Origin of the sequence: Aquimarina addita, from assembly GCF_039539305.1 — a bacterium.
Taxonomy (GTDB): Bacteria; Bacteroidota; Bacteroidia; order Flavobacteriales; family Flavobacteriaceae; genus Aquimarina; species Aquimarina addita.
This window is the reverse complement of the sequence record NZ_BAABCW010000022.1, coordinates 44,767-69,551: the sequence shown is the minus strand read 5'-3', so window position 1 is coordinate 69,551 and position 24,785 is coordinate 44,767. Positions and strand designations below refer to the sequence as shown.

Genomic DNA, 24,785 nt, shown 5'->3' with positions numbered 1-24,785 from the left:
AACTTCGCTTGTGTACGTCGATGCCAATAAATAACTTTGAGTCGGTAGTATCCTTTGTTTTCATAATAAAGAAATTAGATTGTTTTTATTATATAACTTAGGGTACGGCTTTTACATTGTTGCTATAGTGCATATGCTCCCTTTGGGAAGCAAACACACCATACAAGAGACTTTGTAAACAATTAGATGAACGTAATTGAATACATAAAAAATCTTGAAAATTGTTTATTGCTATTCAATAGTACTTTTGATACTCCTATTTCATCTTTCCATTTGGACAATAATAAAATGGAAGCAAGGACTTTCATTTATATGATGGATAAAAAGATTACTAAAAGTATTGATGATGCTTTGATGATTTCAATCATTCAAGAGTTCGTGCGTTTCGGAGATTTCTATTTTAAGAATGAAAGTAAAACAGAGATACTTGATAAAGTAATGACGCATCTAAATCACCATTTTGGGAACAGTGAATTTGAATTGGATTCTAAAATCACCTTTGAAAACAAGATTAAAGGTTATGAAAAATGGCCTTTAACCAGAATTTATATGAATGAAGATTGGGATTCAACCATATCAAGAACTGAATTATTTGAACAAAGTTGGATTAAAGAAAAATCCATCAGAACCTTTCACTTAAAATCGGAATGGAATGATGAAGATTATTTATTTGAAACTGAAAATTATTATATAAGATTTAACTGGGGAACTAGCGCATAAAAAATAAACGGTTTACAACATGGGATATAGCAAATAGGGCTTTCCATGGTTTACGAATGTTCAGCGCTATTTACCAATACCGCCAAATCGTTGATTTGGCTTTTAAAATTGATAAATTAAAACAAAATATAAAAATTAGGTTCTGTATTTAATTCGAAAAGTTAGCGTCTTTTAAACGCCTCGTTTCATACACGAAAACGTTTGCAACAGGCTCACCGAAACTACCTCGAGTAATTTTCAACGACATAATCACCCCAACCCGCAATGGACTTAATTATCGGAATTAATGTCTTTCCGAAATCTGTTAACGAATACTCTACCTTCAAAGGTGGTTTTGAAGTATAAACCTTTCTTTTTATCAAACCGTCTTCTTCTAACGCTTTTAGTTGCAAACTCAAAGTTCTTTCGGTTACAGTTGGCATTGATTTTCTCAATTCGTTATATCTTAACTTCTCCTTCATTAAATGATAAAGAATAACTGTTTTCCATTTCCCACCAATAATTCCCATTGTTAAGCTCGCACAACAAGGATATTCTTTACCTCTGAATTTCAGCATTTTAGTCTCTTTTTCTTCCATAAAAGTATACTATCATTTTTGACCGTTATTGCAAAAATAATTAACTATACTTAAGTTTGCAACTATAATTAATATAGTAAATATGAATCAACTAAATATTAAAGAAATTCTTGACTGGAGATATACAACAAAGGCATTTAATACTTCTAAAAAAATTTCTGCAGAAAACGTAGATAATATCAAAGCTCTTTTGCGAATGAGCCCTTCTTCTATCAACTCACAACCTTGGCATTTTATTATTGCTAGTTCAGATAAAGGTAAAAAAAGACTTGCTAAAGGAACAGCTGGTTTTTTTAGTTTTAACGAACCCAAGGTGTTGAATGCTTCCCACACGGTTCTATTTTGTGCAAAAACAGATGTAGATGAAAAGTATTTGCAACACGTAACAGATATAGAAGATAAAGACGGAAGGTTCGCAAAAGAGGAATTCAAAACTCAAAATATGGGTGCTAAAAACCTTTTTACAGATATCCATAAATATGACTTAAAAGATGCTCAACATTGGATGGAAAAACAAGTGTACCTAAATATTGGTAGTTTTCTTTTAGGAGTTGCAACATTAGGGGTTGATGCTGTTCCAATGGAAGGTATTGATGTAAAAGCATTGGATGAAGAATTTGGACTACGAGAAAAAGGCTATACGGCATTGGTTATGGTTGGCTTGGGGTATAGAGCTGAAGATGATTTCAATGCCAATTTACCTAAATCTCGATTACCTGAACAAGAAATTTTCACGGAAATTTAAAATCAACAGAATTTTTAATTTAAAATAAATTAAAATGAAGTACTATTGAGTATTAGACGTAACACCTACAACAGATGAATGGATTCCAACTTATTTAGAAGAATCTGGCCCCATTATAAAAAAAACACGGCGGAAAGTATTTAGCAAGAACAGCTTCTCAAGAGCAATTAGAAGGTGATGAACAGAAAGCTGGTTTACGTATTCTTTTAGAATGGCCAAACAAGCAAGCTGCACTCGATTTTATGGCTGACCCAGATTATGCAAAACACCTTAAAGCTAGAACTGAAGGCTCTACTAGTCATCATTATTTAATTGAAGGAAAGGATGACTTTGCTTAAGCTTAAAACATCAAAGGGCTTTCAAAATGCTGAAAGTCCTTTTTCAAAATAAGTCTATGAAAACAATTTTAATTACAGGCAGCACGGATGGTATAGGCAAGCTTACAGCTATTAAACTGGTCAAAAGTGGATATCAAATCCTTTTACACGGAAGAAACATCGAAAAGCTAAACAACACAGTTTCTGAAATTAAGAAGCTTTCAAAAAATGAAAAAATTAATGGCTTTGTTTCCGATTTATCCGATTTCAGAAGCATTCAAAAAATGATAACTGACATAACCAAAGAGCACTCTGAAATTGATATTCTCATAAACAATGCTGGAGTTTTTAAAAGCAATATTCAACAAAACAAAGATAGTTTAGACATACGGTTTGCTGTCAACTATTTTGCACCTTACATGCTGACTAATGGTCTAATACCATTGCTTAAAAACAGTAATTCACCTCGAGTGATTAATTTAAGTTCAGCTGCACAATCCACTGTATCACTTGAAGCTTTAAAAGGAAATGAAAAAATTTCTACACAAGAAGCCTATAGTCAAAGTAAATTAGCTTTGACAATGTGGAGTTTTTATCTCTCTCAAAAGATTGACTTTCTAAACGTAGTTGCTGTAAACCCTGGTTCATTACTTAATACTAAAATGGTTCAAGAAGCTTATGGTCAATATTGGTCTTCAGCAGATAAAGGAGCTGATATATTATATGAACTTGCAATTTCAGAAAAATATGCTGATAGCAACGGTAAGTACTTTGATAACGATAAGGGAACTTTTAGCAACGCTCATAATGATGCATACAACCAAGAAAAAATTACTCGTTTAATTTCAGAAACGAACAAGATTTTAAATTTATAAATGAGTGTTTTCAGCAAAATAGCAACCAAAGGAAAGTTGACTTTAGGATTGGTTTTTCCATTAGAAGCTTATAGTGGTTCTATACCAAAAATGGAAAATCAAGAACAACTCGCTAAACGAGCAGAAGAATTAGGTTTTAAGGCATTATGGTTTCGAGATGTTCCTTTTAATGACCCAACTTTTGGAGATGCAGGACAATTATACGATCCCTGGATTTATATGACACATATAATGAATCACACTAAAGAGATTGCATTAGCCACAGGAAGTATCATTCTACCTTTACGTCATCCTGTGCATACTGCAAAATCCATTAACAGTCTTCAAATACTTTCAAACCAAAGACTTATCTTAGGTGTGGCTTCTGGAGACCGTCCAATGGAATACCCTGCTTTTAATCAACATTTAGAACATAAGTCAGAATTATTTAGAGATAGTTTTTTTACACTAGGTCATTAAAAGAAGATTTCCCCAGATACACATCAAAATTTTATGGTACTACAAATGGACAAATTGATTTACTCCCAAAATCCCCTAAAAAAACACCAATGCTTGTTACTGGACATTCGGGTCAATCTTTAGATTGGATTGCAGAATATTCTGATGGTTGGCTTTATTATCCAAGAGATTTTAAAACGTTACAAATGGTAATGCAACAATGGAGAGAAGCACTAACTAAAGTTGAAAAAGGTTGGAAACCTTTTATGCAATCCTTATATGTAGATATAGCCACAGATTCAAAGGTAAAACCAATACCTATCCACCTTGGATTTAAATCGGGTACGGATTATTTAAATACTCATCTGAAATTATTAGAATCCCATGGTGTAAATCACGTGATTCTGAATTTAAAATATGGCTCAAGGACTGCTGAAGAAATGATTGAAGAAATTGGGAAAAAGGTTATTCCTCATTTCTCTTGACTTACCGAGAAAGTAAACTGAAAAAAGCCAACTGCCAACAAGGTAAAAAAATATAAGGCGTTTGTGCTAAACCGAAAGTTCTGTGAATATTAACAAAGTCGACTAAATATAAAATTTGACGTTTATAGTAGAAAAGATAAAAGTAAAATGATAAATTTGACTTAAAACCTACAAGAATTAGGGTCTAATAAAAATCTGATAATCAATAAATAAAATTAATGTTAATCAGAATTCAAGAACTGAATGAGAAAGAAAAAAAGAATACTATTAATATTGATTTTTATAATGCCAGCTATTTTGGTTTTTACTACTAACTATTCTATAGAAAAAAACGCTGAAAATAAAACATTCTCAAATTCATCTGAAATCAAAAAAAATAAAGTCGGGCTTGTACTTGGTACATCTAAATTTTTAAAAAATGGCAGCATTAATTTATACTTCAAATACCGAATAAATGCAACGTTTGAACTCTATAAAGAAGGAAAAATTGACTTTGTTTTAGTGAGTGGCGATAATGGAAATAAAAATTATGATGAACCTACAGATTTTAAAAATGAATTAATAAAAAAAGGAATTCCAGAAAATAGAATTTTCCTTGATTATGCAGGATTTCGGACGTTAGATTCAGTTGTAAGAGCAAAAGAGATTTTTGGACAAATCAGTATAACAATTATTTCGCAAAAGTTCCATAATGAACGCGCAATTTATCTTGCCGAAAAAAATGGAATTTCTGCTATAGGATTTAATGCAAGAGATTTAAGTGGGAAATATGGGATAAAGACTCGAATTAGAGAATACTTTGCAAGAACAAAGGTTTTTTTAGATTTAATGTTCGGAGTTGAACCCAAATTTTTGGGAAATAAAATTGAAATAAAATAAAAATGACACGTCAATACCGTATAAAAGATACATGAGATAGTATCCTCAAAATGTTCGTGTATATGTTTACTACGTCGCCAGATTTTTAGTTTAGTTATCTTTAGTAAAGGAAAAATAAATATAAAAGTCAATGATTTTACTTTGTATCAATTCGAAAAGTTAGTGTCTTTCTAGACCCTTTGTTTCATATTTAATTCTGTTGTAACCTTATCTAAAACAATGCTTGTAAAGTGAAAATATAGCAATTAGTACGAAGAAAAGCCAAAAATAGGGTAACACTTTACGTTGCTAAGACACTTACTTATACTATTGTAACTAATTAAGCTAAAATGATTAAATCACTAATCCAAAAACTTTTTATTCGTAATAAAAAGAAAGACGAGTTGATAAAAGGATTAAAAAATATTTCAGGATTCAAAACTATGGATGAGACTGAATTAGAAGGCAATTCTCAAAGGAAGCCTAAAAAGTTTATACTTGAAAAAGGAAAAGTATTACCAATTTTTCTTCCTGAATTTGAAGGTTTTAGTAATTTAAAAATTACTAAATGGCACTTCCAGGCAGGAGATTTGATTGAGGAGGGGAGTATTATATGTGAAATAGAAAACGAGACAATCACATTAGAATTTGAAAGTTTTGCAAATGGAAGAATCAGTGATATTTGTCCATTAAATAAGATTCTAAAAACCGGGGAGAAACTATGTGAATTAGAAGGAGTATAATAAAATAGTTACAAAAGAATATATGTAACCATAGCTGATTATAGCTTACACAAAGGGTTCTTGTATATTTGCTATAGCACACATATTTTATAACTTTATAGGTAATCGCAATTATGAGTAAGAAATGGTCAATTGATGAGTTACAAGATATCTGGCAGTTAGCTAGTAATTTTCATAATGGTCAAAAGTATGGGGGACATGATAAAGATCAACAAATTGAATATATTAACCACATTGGAAGTGTCACCTTTGAAATCTTAAAAGCTATTGAAATCGATACCAAACTTGATTCAGATTTATGTATAAAATGTGCTGTTTTACATGACACTATTGAAGATACTAAACTGACAATTGAAGAAGTTGAATATAGGTTTGGTAAAGATGTGGCTGAGGGTGTTTTAGCATTAACTAAGAAAGAACAAGACGATTCAGTAAAAGATAAAATGCTAGACAGTCTTGCTAGAATTAAACAACAGCCTAAAGAAGTCTGGGCAGTAAAAATGGCAGATAGAATCTGTAACCTATACGCTCCACCTTTTTATTGGTCAAATGAAAAGAAAAAAGCCTATTTAAAAGAAGCGGAAGTGATTTATAATGAACTCAAAGCTGGAAGTTCATATTTAGCAAACAGATTACAGGATAAGATGAATACATATAACTCTTTTATAGATGAATAATTTAACTGTAACTTTATTTGAGGAAGTCCGAAAGGATATAAAAATAAAAATATATGCCAGAATAACTGAAAATGACGAGTTGATGGTTGATGGTGTGGATGCTGGAGAATTAGTTGAAAAACTTAAAGGCGATTGGGATTATGACTATCATTTAAAAGTTAATAAATTAAATAAAGATCTCTTAATACAAAAGCTGAGAGAGGATAATATTAAAATTATTGATGATAAAGAGTTATTAGAATGGATACAAGCCAACTATTCAGGAAACAGAGCTTTCAGTTCTTTTCAATCTTTTTTAACATCTGAAAATATTGATTTTGAAACTCATATTTGGATATAAAAAAGTGTATAACAATGAATTTTATGCATATGAACTCTGCCCGATGGAAACGAATCATATAAGATAGGTTGTGTGTCAATAGACAAAATACTATTAAGGCATGAAAAAGAACATAATAAACTTCTTAAAAATAATTTCTGTTTTATACCTTCTGGTATGTGTAGCGTTGTACTTTTTACAAGAGAAATTAATATTCTTTCCCCAACAATTAGAAAAGAATTATCAGTTCAACTTCGGACAGAATGTTGACGAGTTGAATTTTAAAGCCTCTGATGGAACATTGTTAAATGGACTTTTGTTTAAGGCCGATAATACAAAAGGGTTGATTTTTTATCTACACGGAAATGCGGGTTCCTTAAGCTCTTGGGGAAATGTAGCTAAAACTTATACTGAATTAAATTACGATGTTTTTATTCTGGACTATAGAGGTTATGGAAAAAGTGAAGGAACCATAAATGGACAAAAACAGTTGTTTGAAGATAATGACATAATATATAAAGAACTTAAGAAAAATTATGATGAACAAGATATACTAATTTTAGGTTACTCGATTGGAACTGGTATGGCTTCGAAACTAGCGTCAAATAATAATCCAAAACAATTAATCTTGCAAGCACCTTATTATAGTTTGACGGATATGATGCGTAAGAAATTTCCCTTTATCCCAACATTTATTTTAAAATATAAATTTGCTACTCAAGAGTATTTACAGGATTGCGAAATGCCAATTACAATCTTTCACGGAAATGAAGATGATGTAATTAGCTATGAATCTTCTTTGAGACTTAAAGAAAAGTATAAGACTAAAATAAAGTTCATAACTTTGAACGGACAAGGACATAATGGAATTACTGAGAATAAAGATTATAAGCAGGAATTGAAAAATATGTTGTACTAATAAAATAGAGATATTATAGTCTATAATAGATATAGGCTCTGCGAGATGCAAATATATCTGATCAGAAACGTTGTAGAAAATTAAATCAAAAACTACATGAATAGATTTTTAATAATAGGATTCTTTTTGATGTTAGGAACAAGTAACAGTCAAGCACAACATAACGAGTTATCTGATTTTATACCAGATGGATACGTAATATTTGAAAAATATTTTGGAGACTTAAACAAGGACGAACAAGATGACTGTGTTGTAATTATTAAAAATACGGATAAAAAAAATAGGGTAATAAATCGGTTTGATAAAAAAGTTGATAGGAATAGAAGAGGAGTCATTATTTTACTAAAAAAAGAAAATAGCTATCATCTTGCGAGTAAAAATCATAATTGTTTTTCATCAGAAAATGAAGATGGCGGAGTTTACTTTGCACCAGAACTTTGGATTGATTTTAATAGAGGAAATTTAATAATCCATTACAGTCATGGCAGATATGGATTTTGGAAATATATTTTTAGATTTCAGGATTCAGCTTTTAGATTAATTGGATATGACTCGAGTAGTAATCACGGTCCTGTAATCAATAGAGAAACAAGTATTAATTTTTTGACTAAAAAGAAATTGATTAGAGAAAACACCAATGAAAATGCTGAAGGTGGAGATGAAACATTTATAGAAACCTGGTATAATATTGAAATAGATAGCCTAATTAAATTATCAGAAATCAAGGACTTTGATGAAATAGATATGTATATTTATTAAATTAGAAACTACAGAAAACAATCATAATTAGTATGCAATTTTTTTGTTGATTCAATACTCTTGTATTTAGAACTTCTGGTAATTATCATAGAATTAAAAAAATAAATTTTAATAGTGAATTTTGAGAGCCAAATTATCTTTTTTTTCAGTGCTTTAGGAGCATTTAATGGTTTCTTACTTTCTGTATATTTTGCCTTAACAGCAGAAAAGAAAAAATTCTCAAATTACTTTTTGGCATTATTGCTTTTAATGTTGAGTACCCGGATTATAAAATCAGTATTTTTTTATTTTAATCCACATTTATCTAATATCTATATTCAAATTGGAATTTCTGCCTGTATCCTAATTGGACCATTCTTATTTTTATACCTGAGGGCTTACACGGAGGATAAAATAAATTGGAAAACCCATATAATACCTTTTTTGATAGGAATAACCATATTAGGAATTTTATACCCTTATACAGCACATAGAAACATTTGGAGTACATGGATAGTAAAAGGAATCTATATGCAATGGCTTATCTACATTATAGTTTCCTTTAGATTTATAAAGCCGATTATTCAAAAAATAAAAACAAACGATCGTTTAAAAAATATTGATTTTTGGCTGTTAAGTATCTATTTTGGTGTTAGCTTTATTTGGCTTTCCTATAGCATAGGAGCTTACACCTCTTATATAGTAGGAGCATTGTCTTTTTCATTTGTTCTCTATTTAATTATTCTATTAATCATTTTTAAAAGCAAAAAAACAACCACATTTTTCATAGAAAAAGAGAAATATAAAGACAAAGGAATCGACAAAAATTTATTAGCAAAAATAGAACTGGGACTGCCAGTAATTATCGAAAAAGAATTATTTCTTAACCCAAATGTGACACTTGAAGAAACATCAAAAGAATTAAATGTGCCTAAATACATTTTTTCACAATATTTGAATGAGAAGTTAGAAAAATCCTTTTCAACTTTTATGAATGAATTGAGGGTAGAAAAAGCCAAAGATTTTTTACAGACCAACATCAACTATACAATTGAAAATATAGGTTATGAAAGTGGTTTTAATTCTAAATCGACTTTCTTTACCGCTTTTAAGAAACTTACCGGACAAACACCTTCAGAATATCAGAAAAAGCATAGGTTTTAGTACGGTTGTATAAACCCAGCGACTACTTTATTAATTTGTTTTAAAACTTATATTGGTTTTGCATTCTTGTGTAAAATAATAGAAGGATAACATTTGTATAACAAAATGGAAAATCCTTTACTTGTCATATGCTAACATTCACTTTCAATTAAAAATAAACTTGAAAAAAATTAATTCAAATTTTCTATCTTTATAATCTGTTATACTAATAAACATATTATCTGTGTCTTTCTAAAAAAGACAGTCTCGAAAAACGAGCCGTACATGCATAGAAATCATCTGATTTTTTAATGTACAGATAATTACATTCAATTATTTTATCAAATTTCAAACAAAACAATTGATGATATGTCGATTGCCTTATCACTTTGCAATGTGTTTAACATTTTAATAAGTGATCGTAATTCAATGATTAAAAATGAATAATAAACAGTTAATAAACAGAAATATTGAAGTATTTTATAATAGAGCCTCAGAGGAAACCAGACTTGATAAAGGAATGGGGTTATTTGAGTTTGAAAGAATTAAATTATTAATAGAAAAATATCTCTCACCCCCGTCTTCCACAATAATTGATGTTGGTGGTGGAACGGGAAAGTATGCTGAATGGCTGGCAAAAAAAGGACATCAGGTTTATTTAATAGAACCAGTTTCTAAACACCTTATAATAGCCCAACAAAGAGCAAATAGATCAAAGAATAAATTTTCAGTCCAATTGGGCGAATCCCGAAGATTGGAGTTTCCGACTAATTTTGCTGACCTGATAATTTTACATGGCCCTTTATATCATCTCCAAAAAAAAGAGGACAGAGATGTAACCATCAGAGAAGCTAAAAGAGTTCTAAAAGATAACGGAATCATATTAGGCTTTGCTATTAACTATACAGCATCAACTTTAGCTGGTCTTTTAAATGGCTTAATTCATAAAAATTCTTTTTTTGAAATGTGCAAAGAGGAATTAACAACAGGAATGCACAATCCACCAGATGATTTCCCTTGGCTTTTAGCTGAAGCATATTATCATACACCAGAGCAATTAAAAGACGAGTTTACCAATCAGGAATTAGTACATCTTAATACATATGCAATTGAGGGAATGGCGTGGTTAGATAAAGAATATTTTGCGAATATGTCAAATCACAAAAAGAAAAAAACACTATTAGAGCTTATTAAAATTACAGAAAATGACAGTTATCTTTTGCCCTTTAGCCCACATATGATGATCGCAGTAAAAAAATAAAATACAGATGAAAAATAAAATCAGATATTTTAACGCTTTAGTTGAAAATAACGGGCAATTAAATGAAATTGACCTTGGAGAAAAAATTGGACTTGATGAAGGGGAAACACAAGAAATTATTGTGCAACTTCTATCCGAGCATAAAATTGAGTATGTAGAAAATAGACGCTGCACTTATAGATTGAATAAAACCAAAAAGTATAGAAAGAAAAGCAGTTAACACTATTTAAAAGCAATGATGGTTTTGAGTTAACTCAAAAGTATTGTTGCTTTTAATTTATAAAATCACAAAAAATAAAATTATAGTGCAATATGTAAGCACAGTCATTAGATACGATAGTTAATGGGCTTCTTGTTTTTGGTGAGTTTATTTATTGTGAAGTTAGTAGTATATTCTAACCGCGCATCGAAGCTGTAATTGATTGTTGTCATATGCATACATTTTTGTAACTTGCCTTAACACATGATACAGTTTATACTCAACAATCACAAGATTAAAACACCCCTTAATGCGGGTGTCACTTTGCTCGATTTCATTAGGGAACATCAGCAATTAAAAGGTACAAAAACAGGCTGCAGAGAAGGCGACTGCGGGGCTTGTACTATCTTAGTTGGAACACCTTACGGAGATGAGGTGAGTTATGAGAGTATTACGTCTTGTATTTCTCCTTTAGGAAATGCTAATGGAAAACATATTGTTACTATAGAAGGGGTTAATCTGCCAAAAGAATTAAATACCGTTCAGCAAGCGATGACAAACAATTACGCAACCCAATGCGGTTTTTGTACTCCGGGTTTTGTAGTGTCTATGACAGGGTTTGCTTTAAGATCTTTTGATGTTACTCAAGACGAAAATCAAACTTGTAATGACGCTGTTAGTGGGAATATCTGTAGATGCACAGGATATAAGTCTATCGAGAAAGCCGGTTTTGAAGTGGAGAAAAGATTACAGCAAAAAGATAAAAATCATCAAATATCATGGCTTATAAAAGAAGGATTTATTCCTGATTATTTTAAAGCGATTCCGCAAAGGTTAAGCGCATTACAAGATGTCAATTCAAGCGTAGTAGAGCAATCTGTAAAAAACATAAAAGTTGCAAGCGGAACTGATCTATACGTTCGCCATGCAGATAAAATGGCAGAACAAAATGTACATTTATTAGTGGATGAAACGGACTTAAAAGGGATCTTCTTTTCAGAAGGAATGTGCACTTTGGGAGTCAATACAACAGTTACAGAGATTATAGAAAATAAAAAACTGCAACGTTTTTTTCCGGGATTAAAGCGATTTTTGAAACTGGTTTCTTCTGAGCCTATTAGGAATATGGGGACTCTGGGAGGGAATTTTGTAAATGCATCTCCTATTGGAGATATGTCTATTTTCTTTTTAGCCTTAGACGCGATCTTAACCATCCGGAGAGAAGATGGAACAGAAAGAAAAATTCCGTTTCAATCATTTCACCAAAATTATAAAGTCTACGATTTACAAAAGAACGAAATTTTAAAAAATATATCTTTTGAAGTTCTGAAAGCGAATGATTTTTTCAATTTCGAAAAAGTGAGTAAACGTACTCATTTAGATATTGCCAGTGTAAATACAGCGGCAAAAATATCGATAGCCGATAATATAATCACACAAGCGCATTTCTCAATAGGTGGTGCTGCGGCAATTCCTAAATATCTGTATAGCACTAATAAATTCCTAACGGGAAAAGCAATGGAGGCAAAAACAATAACCGAAGCAGCAAAAGTAATGCAGTCAGAAATTTCTCCTATTAGTGATGTGCGAGGATCATCTGCGTATAAACGTTTGCTGGCAACACAATTATTCTTTGCACATTTCATTGAATTATTCCCAAATCAAATAGAACCAGATACACTGTGTACTCGATGAAGACAATGAAAAATATAGATAGTTTTACCCACGTTCGGGGAGAATCATTATTTGTAGATGATTTAATGTTGCGACAGGATGTGCTAATAGGATTGTGTTTTGATTCACCCAAAGCCCACGGAAAAATAACATCGGTAGATTATTCACAAGCAGAAGCATTAGCTGGTGTTGTAAAAATATTTACTTATAAAGATGTTTTAGGTGAAAATCAGATAGGAGGAATTATCCCGGATGAACCTTTATGGGCAGAAGATGAAGTTCATTTTTGTGGGCAGCCTATCGCTTTTATTGTTGCAGAAACAGAAGCCATTGCAAAAAAAGCACGTGCTTTAATTACCATAGAAATCGAAGAATTACCTGTGATTACGACAGCCAAGGAAGCTAAGGAAAAAGGTAGTTTTATTAATGCACCCCGTTCTTTTAAGCTAGGAGATTCAACGAGTGCTTTCTCAGATTGTGAGTATGTTTTTGAAGGAGAGACGTTTTCTAACGGACAAGAACATCTGTATTTAGAAACACAAGGGTGTTATGCAGTTCCTCAGGAAAACGGAACTATAAAATTGACATCTTCTACACAAGGACCCACACAAGTTCAGAAAACAGCGGCTAAAGTATTGGGGATTCCAATGCATAAAATTGAGGTAGATGTTATCAGATTAGGTGGTGGTTTTGGCGGAAAAGAAGATCAGGCAACCCCTTGGGCTGTTATGACTGCTGTTGCCGTACAACATCTCAATCGTCCGGTAAAATATATGCTAAACCGTCATGATGATTTGCGGATGACAGGTAAGCGACATCCTTATACCTCTTTTTATAAAATAGGATTGACAAAAGACTTAAAGATTCAGGCTTTTGAAGTTGAGTTCTTACAAAATTCTGGTGCCGCTGCAGATTTATCTCCGGCCATTGCAGAACGAACATTGTTTCATGCCACTAATAGTTATTTTATTCCTAATGTCAGTACTACGGTGTATAGTTGTAAAACTAATTTACCACCCAATACTGCTTTTCGTGGTTTTGGTGGGCCTCAGGGAATGTTTGTAATCGAAAGTGCCATTGCCGATGCTGCTGATAAAATAGGAGTCAGTAGAACAGAGATACAGGAAATAAATCTACTGGCAGAAAATGATGTGTTCTCATATGGTCAAATTGCAACACAGGTAGCAGCTAAAAATACTTGGTTTACCGCTAAAGAGACCTTTAATTTAGAAGAATTAGAACAAGAAGTAGCAACGTTCAACAAAGAAAATAACCGCCACAAAAAAGGAATTTCGTTAATGCCTGTTACTTTTGGGATTTCATTTACCAATACACAAATGAATCATGCACGTGCCCTCATTCATATTTATCAGGATGGGAGTGTTGGTGTTTCTACTGGTGCCGTAGAAATGGGGCAAAGTGTAAATACCAAAATGCTACAGGTAGCGCAGTCAGTTTTGGGAATTTCTGCTACAAAAATAAAACTGGAAACAACTAATACGACTCGGGTTGCTAATACATCTCCTTCTGCTGCCAGTTCTACTGCAGATCTGAACGGAAAAGCGGTAGAAATGGCATGTACTTCTCTATTAGAACGATTGTCTGGAGTAGCTGCTAATTTGCTTTCTTCAGAAGAAAAAAATATAACTTTCCAGGAAGATTTTGTTTGTATTGATGGTCAAAAATCTACACTTACTTGGGAGGAGGTGATCACTCAGGCAATGGTAGAACGTATTGCTTTATCCGAAAATGCACATTACGCCACACCGATCATTCATTTTGATAAAACTAAAGAAAAAGGACATCCTTTTGCCTATCATGTATATGGAACTGCAATGACAACAGTAACTGTAGATTGTTTGCGGGGTATCTATGAAATCGATGCAGTAAAAATTGTTCATGATTTTGGTACATCGATGAATCTAGGGATTGATATAGGACAGGTAGAAGGTGCATTAGCTCAGGGAATTGGTTGGATGACGATGGAAGAAATTGCGTATAATAATGATGGGCGATTACTGTCTAATGCCTTGTCGACGTATAAAGTTCCGGATATTTTTTCGGGGCCAAAGACAATAGAAACCATTCCTTTAGAGACAGAAGGAACTGCTATGGCAATTAAAAAATCAAAAGCAGTAGGTGAACCTCCTCTGATGTATGGAATAGGAGTGTATTTTGCGATTCAGCAGGCTGTAAAAGAGTTTAATCCAAATTATAAATTAAAATTTCACTCTCCTTTTACACCAGAGAAAGTATTGATGGGATTGTATGAAAGCTTACAATAGGCAATTATACATTCTAAATCTAAATGTAAGCAAGCTGAAATACACTAAACAAAATATAATTAGAGGCGCTGTCATCTATAGTGCAGGAGATACCATCGCTGCGTTGTTATTAAATGAATTTTCTATTTATAGGATATTAGGGATGATTCTGGTTGGAGCCATTTTATATAGTCTCGAAATTCCAAATTATTTTGCTTGGATTGATAAAAAAACCGAAACATCTTATGGAATAAGAAAAACAATAACCAAAACAGCATTAGCAATTGCCTATTTTAATCCATTATGGATTTTCAGGCATTTGGTATTTATAAAACTATTTGCTGGCGCGTATGAGCAAATAAATAGTCAGTTGTTACTAGTTGCTTTTTGGTCGTTTTTAGTAAATATTCCTATTTCTATAATTGCGAATTATTTGATTCAGAATAAAGTACGTTTAGATTGGAGGTTTGTGGCTAGTGCTGTATTTTCTGGATTCATGGCTGTTTATTATGCGCTTAGCGAAACTTTTTTTAATTAACTTGTCAATATGGATGAAGTGAGGTATAGACTTTTTAAAGAGATTACATCCTTATACTTTCTCCACAATGATGATAATAAGAAACAATGATTTTTTGGCAACATCTATTACATAAACTTCAGGACGGTCAAAAAGTATACGTCTTAACTGTTATAGAAAACATTGGAAGTTCTCCTGGAAGAAAAGGTTTTAAAATGCTTGTTGCTCAGGATGAATTCATTTTTGGTTCTATTGGCGGTGGTGTGATGGAATTTTCTTTGGTAGCAGAAGCGCAACGATTGTTATTAGAAAAAAATCCAGCAACATTTATAAAAAAACAAATTCATAAGGGGCATATAAAAAATGGTTCCGGTATGATTTGTTCTGGTGAACAAACAGTAGCTTTTCATTGTTTAGATTTCAGTCATATTTCTGTAATTCAGAATATTTTGGCTTGTTTGCAAAATGGAGAAAAAGGAACCCTATGTTTGAGGTCAGATTCTTTCTCTTTTTCTAATAAGTGTTTAGACAAACAATTTGATTATCAAATTGAGTCAGAAAGTGATTGGTTTTTTGAAGAATATCTTGGTTTTAGAGAAACCTTATACATTGTAGGTGGAGGTCATGTAGGTGTGGCAGTTTCAGAATTATTGGTGAAGCTTGGGTTTTATATAGTTGTTTTTGATAACAGAAAAGACTTAAACACTCTGGAAAATAATAATTTTGCACATCAAAAAATAGTAATAGACTATACTCAGATACAAGACTATGTGCATAAGGGAAATGGGAGTTATGTCGCAATTATGACAAACACCTATATCGATGACAAATTAATTTTAAGCAAATTAATTAAGAATAAATATGCATTTATTGGAGTGTTAGGAAGTACAGCAAAACTAAAAACGATGTGGGAGGTTTTGTGTAAAGAAGGGGTTGCTCAAGAAGAATTGGATAACGTTTTTGCTCCTATTGGATTATCTATAAAAAGTGAAACTCCAGAAGAAATTGCGGTCAGTATTGCAGCGCAAATTATTCAGGTTAAAAATATGGGTAGGAGGTGATGTTGTGAGTTTATTAAAGTAATAACTTGATAGTTAATACATTATTTATTAGTAAGATGTCATAAATGACTATTAATTTTTGCTGACGATTAGAATACAATCTAAAACTAATTAAAAAAGAGAACAACTATTGATTATAGTTTATCTACATATTCTTCTCATATAAATAGCTCGTTTTGAAATAGGCATATAACAATTGTATGACAATATGGAAGGCGGCGAATATTGCATGTTAACTATCCATAAATCAAAAGATGTTTATATTGGAAAATATTAAGCGGGATTTAAACAACAGTAACAATCATGAAAAACTTTATATACTTATTAGCTTTAGTTCAGTTATTGGGGTGCAATACGATTGATAAAAAAACGGATAAAACGGTCTCAGAAAACAAAACTGTAAAAGAAAGTACGGATTCGATATATTATGTAAATGCCAAGTCCGGTTTACACTACAGAGATGAACCTAATGGCAGGATTTTAGGTAAATTCCCGAATCGTACCAAATTAGAATTAGTAGTTCGCACTGCAGTTTTTGAAGAAATAAACGATAGAAATACTATCTTAAAGGGAGAATGGGTTGGTGTGAATAAAAACAAAGATACCGTATATGTGTTCGATGGATTTTTAAAAGCTTCTAATGGTATAGATAAAGGTAAGCTTATGGTAGGAAATGATTCTTCTAATGATATATGGTCATCATTTTCATTCATGAAGATGCCAGTAGCTGATTCTACAAATTTTGATAATATTAAAAAAACAGGAGCACTGAATGCTAACGATATTAAAAAATTACAACTTGCCACTATATATCCTGAATTAGGTAAAGAAGGATCTGTGTTTGTATTTATTCCTGGGTATCAACTTATTATTTCTGATACATTTAAAACATTTGTTGTTTATGCGTATAGGGGAGATCACGAATTAGAATCTACCCTGATCACTTATGACTCAAAAAATAAATTAATTGATGCTAAAGTGATCGCTTATGATGAGATAGCAGAAGGCTGGTTTCGAAAAAAATCAATTATTAAAAAACGCCTGATCACTACTATTGACAGCTTTTATGGAGATGTCAAAAAAATAGACACAACCCTTTATCATATTAATGAATTAGGCGAGATAAATGAAGTTAAAACTATTTTTCAAAACAATATAAGACCAGATGAAACTATTGTGTTAAACAAAGAATATACAGATACAATTCAATTTTTATCTTACAATGACGATTATGACTATTTTTTTATGGAAGGAAAAAAGAATGATAAGGATGTCTCATTGATATATAGTTGGGGATGGTCTGAAAATAAAAAGTATGATTTTAAACCAGGAGATATGATAAAAGTCAAATGGAAAATGGATAGTATTACCATAGCAGGAGATGGAGAAACATTACAGTTTACAGAAAAAGCAATGGATGCTGAGAAATTATAACTTTGTAATCTATGTCTAGTAAGTAAAACAACTAGATTTTAAGGTTTTTAGTAAAATAATTCAGTAAAATGATGAAATTTAAGTAGAACCTTCCACTTAGTATTATTATGTGTATCAAATTGTTTATAATTTTAGGAAACCATTTATTTGTATAGTTTTGCATAGTGCGAAATCCTGTTGATACAGTAATCATCTTCGAATGAAGAAAACAATCAATATGAATCAGTTAAAAATAATAGGGTTTCTATTAAGTCTTTTCTTAATATGCACTTCCTGTTACCAAGAAGATAAGGAGGTGATTACCATTGCTACTTCGGCGAATATGCAGTTTGCTATCGAAGAAATAACAAAGGCATTCACGAAAAAAACTGGTTTGTCTTGTACATTAGTTATTGGTTCGTCCGGTAAACTGACAGCACAGATCAAAGAAGGAGCTCCTTACGATATTTTTGTAGCAGCAAATATGAAATATCCTAATGAAATTCATAAAAGCGGACTTGCCGCAGATATTCCTAAGATATATGCACTGGGACAGCTTGTCTTATGGTCTGTGGATACAGAGGTACCCACGTCGATAAGACAGTTAACGCATAGAAATATACATCATATTGCATTGGCAAACCCTAAAACAGCTCCTTATGGAGAAGCAGCTGTTCAAGTTTTACAACAAGCTCGAATGTATGATAGCGTAATCGATAAGTTAGTGTACGGAGAAAGCATTGCGCAAACCAATCAATTTATAATATCTAAGTCTGCAGAAATTGGTTTTACGGCTAAATCCGTTGTGATGTCACCTCGTATGAAAGGAAAAGGAGTATGGGTTGAATTAGATAAAAACACATATAGTCCAATTGATCAAGGAGTAGTGGCAATAAAAAGTACAGAAGAACACATGAAAAGGAGTGAGAAATTTTATGATTTTCTTTTTTCCTCAGAAGCGAGAGAAATACTGGAAGATTTCGGATATTTAGTGACTGAATAATGAATGCAATCCAGGGTCATATATGCGATATACAGATTAGTACTAACTTAGCTGTTGTTTCTGTGCAAATTAAGGAGGATATCGTATGGAAAATCCTTATTGCAGAAACTCCGGATACGGCTTCATATTTGCGAATAGACAATATGATTAAGTTATTGTTTAAAGAAACAGAAGTTGTTATTACTACTAATAAGCAGCAAGCGATTAGTATAGAGAATGGTATTGAGGGGGTGATTAGTGATATCGAAAAAGGATTGCTGTTAAGTAAACTAACAATTAATACTAAAGCGGGAAACGTAATCTCTATACTTGCCACAGAGGCTGTGGATCGACTTATGCTGGAGAAGCATCAAGAGATTATTGCGATGGTACAAATGAATGAAATTATGGTATCCATATGATGGATTGGGGACCGATGATATTGACTGCTAAATTAGCAATGGTGACTACTACTATTCTATTTGTGATTGCTATTCCGTTAGCATATTGGTTGGCTTACTCTCAATCCCGAATAAAGCCTGTGGTAAAAACTTTAGTAAGTATGCCTTTAGTTTTACCACCTACAGTTTTAGGGTTTTATTTACTAACGACCTTTAGTCCGGGCAATGGACTTGGTCAATGGTTACAAGAATACTTAGGGATACAGCTCATTTTTTCTTTTTCTGGTTTGGTAATAGGCTCTGTAATCTACAGTTTACCATTTATGGTGAATCCTATACAGTCAGGTCTTTCTAGCTTACCAGTCTCATTATCAGAGGCGTCCTATGTGCTCGGAAAATCCAAAATACAGACATTGTTTCATATATTGTTGCCTAATATAAAGCCTTCATTACTTACCGGAATTGTTTTAGCATTTGCTCATACGGTAGGAGAGTTTGGAGTCGTTTTAATGATTGGGGGAAATATTCCTGATAAAACAAAAGTAGTTTCTATTGCAATTTATGATGAGGTAGAAGCACTTAATTATGGCGCTGCTCATAAGCATGCCTTAGTTTTATTTGTAATTACTTTTTGTATATTATTAGCTGTGTATGTAATGAATGGTAACTATATAAAACGCTTTTGGAAATGATAGCCGCTACAATTCATAAGACATTACAAGCTGCGGATACAAAACTACAACTTGATATTCAATTACAAGTTGAAAAAGGTCAGTTTGTAGCACTATACGGAGCATCAGGAGTAGGAAAAACCTCTGTATTGCGTATATTAGCAGGGTTACTTTCTGTGGATAAGGGACAACTTAGTGTCCATAATACAACATGGGTAGATACTGCAAAAAAAATTAATTATACACCACAACAACGAAATATAGGATATGTTTTTCAGGAGTATGCTCTATTTCCCAATATGACCGTGAGAAAAAACCTCGAATTCGCATTAGAGAAAGGACAGGATAGGAGTATTATTGATGAATTAATTGATCTTATAGAACTAAAAAAATTAGAAGATAGGAAACCAGTAACCTTATCCGGAGGTCAACAACAACGCGTAGCACTAGCTCGCGCCTTAGTGAGAAGACCAGAAATTTTATTGCTCGATGAGCCATTGTCTGCATTAGATATAAAAATGCGTACAAAGTTACAGGATTATATTTTGAAAGTACATAAACAATACCAACTTACTACTATTTTAGTAAGTCATGATGCTGGGGAAATTATAAAAATGGCAGATCATTTAATTTGTTTAGAAGATGGTAAAATTAGTAAACAAGGTTCTCCAATAGCATTATTTACCAATAACCAACTAAGCGGCACTTTTCAGTGTATGGGAGAAGTTGTTAAGATTGTAAAAGAAGAAGTGGTCTGCATATTATCAGTTTTCATTAATGGTAATGTTATAAAAATGATGGCAGAAGAATCAGAAGTTTCTAATCTTAGTATAGGAGATAAAGTAATGGTAACATCAAAAATGCTTAATCCTTTACTTGTAAAAATCAATGAATAACGCGTACGTTTTTTGTGGTAAATTAATCAGTCGTTTTATTTTTTTATAGAATCAATTCTTCGGATTCTGTAATTGTATTTCCGTGATATACTAATTTCCAGCCAAGTGAATTAGTGAGGATGTATATTTTTTGTAGTTCACTAATTAATCTGTTTTCGGCATTCGTTTGTAATGAAGATGCTTTGATCTTTTCATTAAGTTTGCGGGTTACCTCTTTGCGAATTAGATTATGATCCTGAGGTGTAAATTGATTAAAAAAATCTTCTTCCAGATCGTGATATTTTATGTCTGGATTGATATTGACTTCAACCTCCGGGATATGTGTAATTGTCAGTGTTTTAGTAGTTTCATCAATATGATGCTCTATTTTGCTTAGATCATAAGATATAGTTACACTAGCATTTACAATAACAATTGCTTTTTTTTCTGCCGTTAACATATCCAGATAATACTTTTTTGCATCCCTATATGTGATGACCTCAGAAAAGTGTCCTTCTGTTACGATTAATTTTCCAACATTTTTAATTTGATTCACAATAAGACCAGAGGACTGCATTTGGGCTTCTCTGTCTTTGGCATTAGTTATAAAGTAAGCGATACAAATAACAACAAAAGCTGAAATCAGAACACCAAAGAGAAAATTGCGCATAGACGATAACGATTAGGTTTTTATAAAAATACATAAAAAAATAAACCTATACTTTTTAAAGAAGTCTATTGCACAATCTTTGTATTATAAAAATGCTCTTATGTATGTTATCTATCCTGGGGAGGATACTTTTCTAGAATTGCAGTAACAATTTCATTCATCTTTTCTTGTTTTCGATCTACATCCATAGTCAATGCTGAGGTTCCCATACCTTGCCAAATTAATTCTTTTTTTGTCGCATCAATAAGATCGATATATAATGTACCTTCAGTCACTCTGGAAACCGAGTTGTTATTGAAGTTACCTCCCCAAAACCAAGGGTTCCAGCCCCAGCCATATCCAAATGCGAAGTTATTTTGATAAATGTTTACGTTTTCTTTTGTTTTTGTGAAAATACTAACAAGTACATCCGGATTATTAGATTTGATAAAACCTTTAGCCGTCATATCAGCTTCAATAGCTCGTAAAATACGTTTTTTGTCCAGATCACTAATTTCGGCCTGATCGATTCCGGGTTTATAAAAAGCATAACTTTTGTAACCATCAAAATTGGCTTTTTGATCATAATCAGAAGCAACACGAACACTAGAGCATGAGCTTAATGAGATGATAAGTACTAGCGATAAAAGAGAGAAAAATTTCATAATCGTGAGTTTTGTTTAGCTACCTGTTACATGATTGGAAATCATTTTGATAGCATATAGTTTATACTATTTATTTTTATAAATAATCCACAATAATTATACCATTAATGATATAGCTAGGTGTATGTGTTTGTTTTCTTATCATATCCGTATGGACAATGTCTACAACCACTCTCACAACAATATCCTCTTTTCAGATGGTATTGTTTTGTAAAACATTTATACCCTTCTGGGGTAAGGTAATAATCACCTTCTTCTGGCTTTGATGCTTTTTTTTGATTATTCATTATTACAAAAGTACTATCTTGCCATGAAATGCCAGTTGTAGTTAACAAATATTTGATAGGTAAAAGGTTTGCAGGAATTGCACTCTGGCCATTTATTGTGGTTAAGAATGATCGGCTTAAAGATGATAAAGCTTTTATTAATCATGAAAAAATTCATCTTAGACAACAGATAGAGCTCTTGATTCTACCATTTTATTTTTTCTACATTGTTGAATATTTTGTAAGATTGTTGCAATATAAAAATTCTCAGGATGCCTATCGTAATATTTCTTTTGAGCGAGAGGCATATGAGCGAGAAGAAGAATTAATGTATCTTACTCATAGAAAGTTATGGAGTTTTATAAAATATCTATAAATATAAAATCCTATCAGAGATAAGTCTAACAGGATTTTATGTTCTCAATTAATAATATTTTACTTATGATCGGTTTTTACACCGTATAATATTACTTCTGCATCTGCTGTGTAATCTGAATTCCATTTAAAATAATTACCTGTTTTAAAATAATTATCAAAATTATATCCATTAGTGGCATAGTCATAAAGAAATTGATATTCTTGATCAATACCTTTTGCTTCGCAAATCAATGCATAGGATAGTTTGCCGTCATCTATAAGTAGTTTAATGGTGAACTTTTCGCTATCAACTTTACCAATCGTTATTTTCTCATCATATTGACTTGTCCATACTCCATTATCTGGTTTTACATAATATTCTATCACAATGTCTCCGTTTTTCCATTGCACTTTTATGGTTGCAGGAGAACCAGATAATGTAGGACTACTTTTTCCATGAATCTGAGCTACATAGGTTTGTCCGTTGCCTTCGCAATAATTTACTTGTAGGGTGGATTCCATCTCATGAGAACCTTCATCCATATACCAATTTTCATCAGTATCCTGTTCTCCTTGCCAGTATTCTCTTAATTCTGTTCTGGAATATTTAGACCCATTAATCTCAGATGCGCCAGAAGTGGTAAACCCGGTAAATTTTGTATAGAAAGTATAGCTCCCATCATCGTTCTTATAAAAATATTCTTTCTGTTCTGTAGTTAAATTGTCATTTTCTATGTCTTGATAGTATATAGAAGTTGCTTTCCCGGATCCATCTCCTCTATCAATAGGAACAGATAGGTACCAGTTTTTCCATACAACAGTACTAGTGGTGCCAGTAGTGCCTGTAGCACCTGTCATTCCGGTAGATCCTGTTGTACCGGTAGTACCCGTCGTGCCAGTTACTCCTGTAGATCCTGTTATTCCTGTAACTCCAGTCTCACCGGTACTTCCTGTTGAGCCAGTAGGTTCATCGGTTTCGTCCATAGAATCATCAGAGCTGCAATTGATACATATAATCGCAAATAAAAGCAGTAAAAGTGTTGGGGTATTTTTTTTCATAGTAATATTTTGTGTTTTTGGGGATTAAAACTTAATTCTTTTTTTTTAGTGTAAATATACTCGTTTATCTGATTTGATTATCAGTATATTATATAAAAATATAATTAAAAAAACGACTAAAAACAATAATATTGGATAAAGTGTTTATATTTTTTGCGAAATCCTTAATTTTAACAAAATTTAATATAATTATTTAGTTGTGCTTATCAAGTATTATTTAAGTAAATAATAAGCTGGTTTCGTTGAAAATTTGCAAAAAGTACACGTAAATCGATCGAGTATATTTCTGTAAAAAGTATCAGCTAAGGTTAAACGAGCCTACTTATACATATAACTTACTTTGGTTATCTTCATAAAATAAAAATTGATTTACAATAGATGTTGATTAAAATAAAAGTAAAAAACCTATCCGATATTGATCAGATAGGTCTTTTAAAAATAGTGATGGAGCAAAATTTTACTAACTGGCTTTTTATAGCAGTTATAATTTTCTGTTTTGATTAGAATCATTAGTCTTCTAATTGCTAATTGTATGTTTCTAATCTGAGACATAAACCTACAAAAAAAATGTTAAAAAAGTGAAGGATATTCATAAAATAAAGATTTATAATCCCAATTATTTAATTATCTAGTTTTATGATGTTAGGTACTGCGTGTCTATGTATCTGTATTTTAGGTTTTTAACATAATTTTCATACTGTTTAACCATCACATATCAAAGTTTTTATTTTTGAAATTCTCTGTGCTTTGAGGGATTTTTTCTTTTAGTATGGGTTGTTTTGATATTTGTTTTCTATAAAAATATCAGTTTCATGAAAATTTAAAAACAAAACTTTGTTTTTAATACTTGGTTTGTTGGACTCATGTATTGAAATTTAATAGTTTTTGGCAGATTGATTTTTGTAATTTTGTCAAC

Annotated in this window: 29 protein-coding genes and 1 pseudogene; 25 read left to right on the top strand and 5 right to left on the bottom strand. The window is 31.9% G+C overall.

The annotated features are described in order from the left end of the window. The first annotated feature begins 186 nt into the window (after positions 1–186). Entirely contained in the window at positions 187–720 is a 534-nt protein-coding gene (locus ABD816_RS19200) for a hypothetical protein (RefSeq protein ID WP_344930158.1), read from the top strand. A gap of 221 nt (positions 721–941) precedes the next feature. Here the strand turns inward: ABD816_RS19200 and ABD816_RS19195 are convergent, their stop codons facing one another. Then, positions 942–1,298, bottom strand: a complete 357-nt coding sequence (locus ABD816_RS19195; protein ID WP_425549129.1) for a winged helix-turn-helix transcriptional regulator — start codon at positions 1,296–1,298, stop codon at positions 942–944. 82 nt (positions 1,299–1,380) lie between these two features. Between ABD816_RS19195 and nfsB the strand changes: the two genes are divergently transcribed. From nfsB to ABD816_RS19080, 23 genes and pseudogenes are all read left to right on the top strand, one after another. Beyond that, the gene (nfsB, locus tag ABD816_RS19190) at positions 1,381–2,043 is read left to right on the top strand and encodes an oxygen-insensitive NAD(P)H nitroreductase (RefSeq protein ID WP_344930157.1); all 663 of its coding nucleotides are present in this window, start codon (positions 1,381–1,383) and stop codon (positions 2,041–2,043) included. Positions 2,044–2,222: 179 nt separating this feature from the next. Beyond that, positions 2,223–2,381 (top strand): annotated as a pseudogene (locus tag ABD816_RS19185) (DUF1330 domain-containing protein); the annotation flags it as partial. 56 nt (positions 2,382–2,437) lie between these two features. Next, complete coding sequence (locus ABD816_RS19180; protein ID WP_344930155.1) at positions 2,438–3,235, top strand: SDR family NAD(P)-dependent oxidoreductase; 798 nt, start codon at positions 2,438–2,440, stop codon at positions 3,233–3,235. Further along, a complete protein-coding gene (locus ABD816_RS19175) occupies positions 3,236–3,694 on the top strand; it encodes an LLM class flavin-dependent oxidoreductase (protein WP_344930154.1) in 459 nt (152 codons plus the stop codon). Between the two features lie 89 nt (positions 3,695–3,783). After that, entirely contained in the window at positions 3,784–4,158 is a 375-nt protein-coding gene (locus ABD816_RS19170; protein WP_344930152.1) for an LLM class oxidoreductase, read from the top strand. A 243-nt stretch (positions 4,159–4,401) separates the two neighbouring features. Beyond that, positions 4,402–5,037, top strand: coding sequence for a SanA/YdcF family protein (locus tag ABD816_RS19165; protein WP_344930150.1), 636 nt, complete (start codon positions 4,402–4,404; stop codon positions 5,035–5,037). A gap of 329 nt (positions 5,038–5,366) precedes the next feature. Next, positions 5,367–5,759, top strand: coding sequence for a biotin/lipoyl-containing protein (locus ABD816_RS19160; protein WP_344930149.1), 393 nt, complete (start codon positions 5,367–5,369; stop codon positions 5,757–5,759). A gap of 113 nt (positions 5,760–5,872) precedes the next feature. Next, on the top strand, positions 5,873–6,436 hold the full coding sequence (locus tag ABD816_RS19155) for an HD domain-containing protein (RefSeq protein WP_344930148.1): 564 nt from the start codon (positions 5,873–5,875) through the stop codon (positions 6,434–6,436). Next, positions 6,429–6,776 carry a hypothetical protein gene (locus ABD816_RS19150; RefSeq protein ID WP_344930146.1) on the top strand — a complete coding sequence of 116 codons (348 nt, stop codon included), beginning with the start codon at positions 6,429–6,431 and terminating at the stop codon, positions 6,774–6,776. Before ABD816_RS19155 ends, ABD816_RS19150 begins: the two co-directional genes overlap by 8 nt. A 100-nt stretch (positions 6,777–6,876) precedes the next feature. Further along, positions 6,877–7,674, top strand: coding sequence for an alpha/beta hydrolase (locus tag ABD816_RS19145; RefSeq protein ID WP_344930144.1), 798 nt, complete (start codon positions 6,877–6,879; stop codon positions 7,672–7,674). Positions 7,675–7,770: 96 nt separating this feature from the next. Continuing rightward, positions 7,771–8,433, top strand: coding sequence for a hypothetical protein (locus ABD816_RS19140; protein WP_344930142.1), 663 nt, complete (start codon positions 7,771–7,773; stop codon positions 8,431–8,433). Between the two features lie 114 nt (positions 8,434–8,547). Next, the gene (locus tag ABD816_RS19135; RefSeq protein WP_344930140.1) at positions 8,548–9,576 is read left to right on the top strand and encodes a helix-turn-helix domain-containing protein; all 1,029 of its coding nucleotides are present in this window, start codon (positions 8,548–8,550) and stop codon (positions 9,574–9,576) included. A 418-nt stretch (positions 9,577–9,994) separates the two neighbouring features. Continuing rightward, positions 9,995–10,816: a class I SAM-dependent methyltransferase gene (locus ABD816_RS19130; protein ID WP_344930139.1), complete on the top strand. Its 822-nt coding sequence runs from the start codon at positions 9,995–9,997 to the stop codon at positions 10,814–10,816. A 7-nt stretch (positions 10,817–10,823) separates the two neighbouring features. Beyond that, a complete protein-coding gene (locus ABD816_RS19125; protein ID WP_344930138.1) occupies positions 10,824–11,036 on the top strand; it encodes a hypothetical protein in 213 nt (70 codons plus the stop codon). 243 nt (positions 11,037–11,279) lie between these two features. Beyond that, positions 11,280–12,710 carry an FAD binding domain-containing protein gene (locus tag ABD816_RS19120; protein WP_344930136.1) on the top strand — a complete coding sequence of 477 codons (1,431 nt, stop codon included), beginning with the start codon at positions 11,280–11,282 and terminating at the stop codon, positions 12,708–12,710. Further along, complete coding sequence (locus ABD816_RS19115; protein WP_344930134.1) at positions 12,707–14,974, top strand: xanthine dehydrogenase molybdopterin binding subunit; 2,268 nt, start codon at positions 12,707–12,709, stop codon at positions 14,972–14,974. Before ABD816_RS19120 ends, ABD816_RS19115 begins: the two co-directional genes overlap by 4 nt. Then, the gene (locus ABD816_RS19110) at positions 14,958–15,491 is read left to right on the top strand and encodes a hypothetical protein (RefSeq protein ID WP_344930132.1); all 534 of its coding nucleotides are present in this window, start codon (positions 14,958–14,960) and stop codon (positions 15,489–15,491) included. The genes ABD816_RS19115 and ABD816_RS19110 overlap by 17 nt, the downstream gene beginning before the upstream one ends. An 86-nt stretch (positions 15,492–15,577) precedes the next feature. Then, positions 15,578–16,531, top strand: a complete 954-nt coding sequence (locus ABD816_RS19105) for an XdhC family protein (protein ID WP_344930130.1) — start codon at positions 15,578–15,580, stop codon at positions 16,529–16,531. Positions 16,532–16,834: 303 nt separating this feature from the next. Next, positions 16,835–17,965: a hypothetical protein gene (locus ABD816_RS19100; protein ID WP_344930129.1), complete on the top strand. Its 1,131-nt coding sequence runs from the start codon at positions 16,835–16,837 to the stop codon at positions 17,963–17,965. Positions 17,966–18,164: 199 nt separating this feature from the next. Beyond that, positions 18,165–18,947, top strand: a complete 783-nt coding sequence (gene modA / locus ABD816_RS19095) for a molybdate ABC transporter substrate-binding protein (protein ID WP_344930126.1) — start codon at positions 18,165–18,167, stop codon at positions 18,945–18,947. Then, positions 18,947–19,348 carry a TOBE domain-containing protein gene (locus tag ABD816_RS19090; protein WP_344930124.1) on the top strand — a complete coding sequence of 134 codons (402 nt, stop codon included), beginning with the start codon at positions 18,947–18,949 and terminating at the stop codon, positions 19,346–19,348. Before modA ends, ABD816_RS19090 begins: the two co-directional genes overlap by 1 nt. Further along, positions 19,348–20,019, top strand: a complete 672-nt coding sequence (gene modB / locus ABD816_RS19085) for a molybdate ABC transporter permease subunit (protein ID WP_344930160.1) — start codon at positions 19,348–19,350, stop codon at positions 20,017–20,019. Before ABD816_RS19090 ends, modB begins: the two co-directional genes overlap by 1 nt. Continuing rightward, positions 20,016–20,894 (top strand): sulfate/molybdate ABC transporter ATP-binding protein, encoded by an 879-nt coding sequence (locus ABD816_RS19080; RefSeq protein ID WP_344930121.1) that lies wholly within the window; start codon positions 20,016–20,018, stop codon positions 20,892–20,894. The genes modB and ABD816_RS19080 overlap by 4 nt, the downstream gene beginning before the upstream one ends. Before the next feature lie 43 nt (positions 20,895–20,937). Here ABD816_RS19080 and ABD816_RS19075 read toward each other — a convergent pair whose 3' ends face one another. The 3 genes from ABD816_RS19075 to ABD816_RS19065 all read right to left on the bottom strand — a co-directional run bounded on the left by ABD816_RS19075 (position 20,938) and on the right by ABD816_RS19065 (position 22,474). After that, positions 20,938–21,543, bottom strand: coding sequence for a DUF4230 domain-containing protein (locus tag ABD816_RS19075; protein ID WP_344930119.1), 606 nt, complete (start codon positions 21,541–21,543; stop codon positions 20,938–20,940). Positions 21,544–21,650: 107 nt separating this feature from the next. Beyond that, positions 21,651–22,187, bottom strand: coding sequence for a DUF4136 domain-containing protein (locus ABD816_RS19070; RefSeq protein ID WP_344930117.1), 537 nt, complete (start codon positions 22,185–22,187; stop codon positions 21,651–21,653). Positions 22,188–22,303: 116 nt separating this feature from the next. After that, a complete protein-coding gene (locus ABD816_RS19065; protein ID WP_344930115.1) occupies positions 22,304–22,474 on the bottom strand; it encodes a C1orf53 family protein in 171 nt (56 codons plus the stop codon). A 28-nt stretch (positions 22,475–22,502) separates the two neighbouring features. Here ABD816_RS19065 and ABD816_RS19060 point away from each other — a divergent pair, with 28 nt between their 5' ends. Beyond that, entirely contained in the window at positions 22,503–22,829 is a 327-nt protein-coding gene (locus ABD816_RS19060) for a hypothetical protein (protein ID WP_344930114.1), read from the top strand. A 59-nt stretch (positions 22,830–22,888) separates the two neighbouring features. Here the strand turns inward: ABD816_RS19060 and ABD816_RS19055 are convergent, their stop codons facing one another. Then, positions 22,889–23,869 (bottom strand): polysaccharide lyase family 7 protein, encoded by a 981-nt coding sequence (locus tag ABD816_RS19055; RefSeq protein WP_344930111.1) that lies wholly within the window; start codon positions 23,867–23,869, stop codon positions 22,889–22,891. Between the last annotated feature and the right edge of the window lie 916 nt (positions 23,870–24,785).

Coding starts and splice junctions, on each gene's coding strand:
- ABD816_RS19200 (WP_344930158.1), top strand. CDS start 187: ATGAACGTAATTGAATACATAAAAAATCTTGAAAATTGTTTATTGCTA.
- ABD816_RS19195 (WP_425549129.1), bottom strand. CDS start 1,298: ATGGAAGAAAAAGAGACTAAAATGCTGAAATTCAGAGGTAAAGAATAT.
- nfsB (WP_344930157.1), top strand. CDS start 1,381: ATGAATCAACTAAATATTAAAGAAATTCTTGACTGGAGATATACAACA.
- ABD816_RS19180 (WP_344930155.1), top strand. CDS start 2,438: ATGAAAACAATTTTAATTACAGGCAGCACGGATGGTATAGGCAAGCTT.
- ABD816_RS19175 (WP_344930154.1), top strand. CDS start 3,236: ATGAGTGTTTTCAGCAAAATAGCAACCAAAGGAAAGTTGACTTTAGGA.
- ABD816_RS19170 (WP_344930152.1), top strand. CDS start 3,784: ATGCTTGTTACTGGACATTCGGGTCAATCTTTAGATTGGATTGCAGAA.
- ABD816_RS19165 (WP_344930150.1), top strand. CDS start 4,402: ATGAGAAAGAAAAAAAGAATACTATTAATATTGATTTTTATAATGCCA.
- ABD816_RS19160 (WP_344930149.1), top strand. CDS start 5,367: ATGATTAAATCACTAATCCAAAAACTTTTTATTCGTAATAAAAAGAAA.
- ABD816_RS19155 (WP_344930148.1), top strand. CDS start 5,873: ATGAGTAAGAAATGGTCAATTGATGAGTTACAAGATATCTGGCAGTTA.
- ABD816_RS19150 (WP_344930146.1), top strand. CDS start 6,429: ATGAATAATTTAACTGTAACTTTATTTGAGGAAGTCCGAAAGGATATA.
- ABD816_RS19145 (WP_344930144.1), top strand. CDS start 6,877: ATGAAAAAGAACATAATAAACTTCTTAAAAATAATTTCTGTTTTATAC.
- ABD816_RS19140 (WP_344930142.1), top strand. CDS start 7,771: ATGAATAGATTTTTAATAATAGGATTCTTTTTGATGTTAGGAACAAGT.
- ABD816_RS19130 (WP_344930139.1), top strand. CDS start 9,995: ATGAATAATAAACAGTTAATAAACAGAAATATTGAAGTATTTTATAAT.
- ABD816_RS19125 (WP_344930138.1), top strand. CDS start 10,824: ATGAAAAATAAAATCAGATATTTTAACGCTTTAGTTGAAAATAACGGG.
- ABD816_RS19120 (WP_344930136.1), top strand. CDS start 11,280: ATGATACAGTTTATACTCAACAATCACAAGATTAAAACACCCCTTAAT.
- ABD816_RS19115 (WP_344930134.1), top strand. CDS start 12,707: ATGAAGACAATGAAAAATATAGATAGTTTTACCCACGTTCGGGGAGAA.
- ABD816_RS19110 (WP_344930132.1), top strand. CDS start 14,958: ATGAAAGCTTACAATAGGCAATTATACATTCTAAATCTAAATGTAAGC.
- ABD816_RS19105 (WP_344930130.1), top strand. CDS start 15,578: ATGATTTTTTGGCAACATCTATTACATAAACTTCAGGACGGTCAAAAA.
- ABD816_RS19100 (WP_344930129.1), top strand. CDS start 16,835: ATGAAAAACTTTATATACTTATTAGCTTTAGTTCAGTTATTGGGGTGC.
- modA (WP_344930126.1), top strand. CDS start 18,165: ATGAAGAAAACAATCAATATGAATCAGTTAAAAATAATAGGGTTTCTA.
- ABD816_RS19090 (WP_344930124.1), top strand. CDS start 18,947: ATGAATGCAATCCAGGGTCATATATGCGATATACAGATTAGTACTAAC.
- modB (WP_344930160.1), top strand. CDS start 19,348: ATGGATTGGGGACCGATGATATTGACTGCTAAATTAGCAATGGTGACT.
- ABD816_RS19080 (WP_344930121.1), top strand. CDS start 20,016: ATGATAGCCGCTACAATTCATAAGACATTACAAGCTGCGGATACAAAA.
- ABD816_RS19075 (WP_344930119.1), bottom strand. CDS start 21,543: ATGCGCAATTTTCTCTTTGGTGTTCTGATTTCAGCTTTTGTTGTTATT.
- ABD816_RS19070 (WP_344930117.1), bottom strand. CDS start 22,187: ATGAAATTTTTCTCTCTTTTATCGCTAGTACTTATCATCTCATTAAGC.
- ABD816_RS19065 (WP_344930115.1), bottom strand. CDS start 22,474: ATGAATAATCAAAAAAAAGCATCAAAGCCAGAAGAAGGTGATTATTAC.
- ABD816_RS19060 (WP_344930114.1), top strand. CDS start 22,503: ATGCCAGTTGTAGTTAACAAATATTTGATAGGTAAAAGGTTTGCAGGA.
- ABD816_RS19055 (WP_344930111.1), bottom strand. CDS start 23,869: ATGAAAAAAAATACCCCAACACTTTTACTGCTTTTATTTGCGATTATA.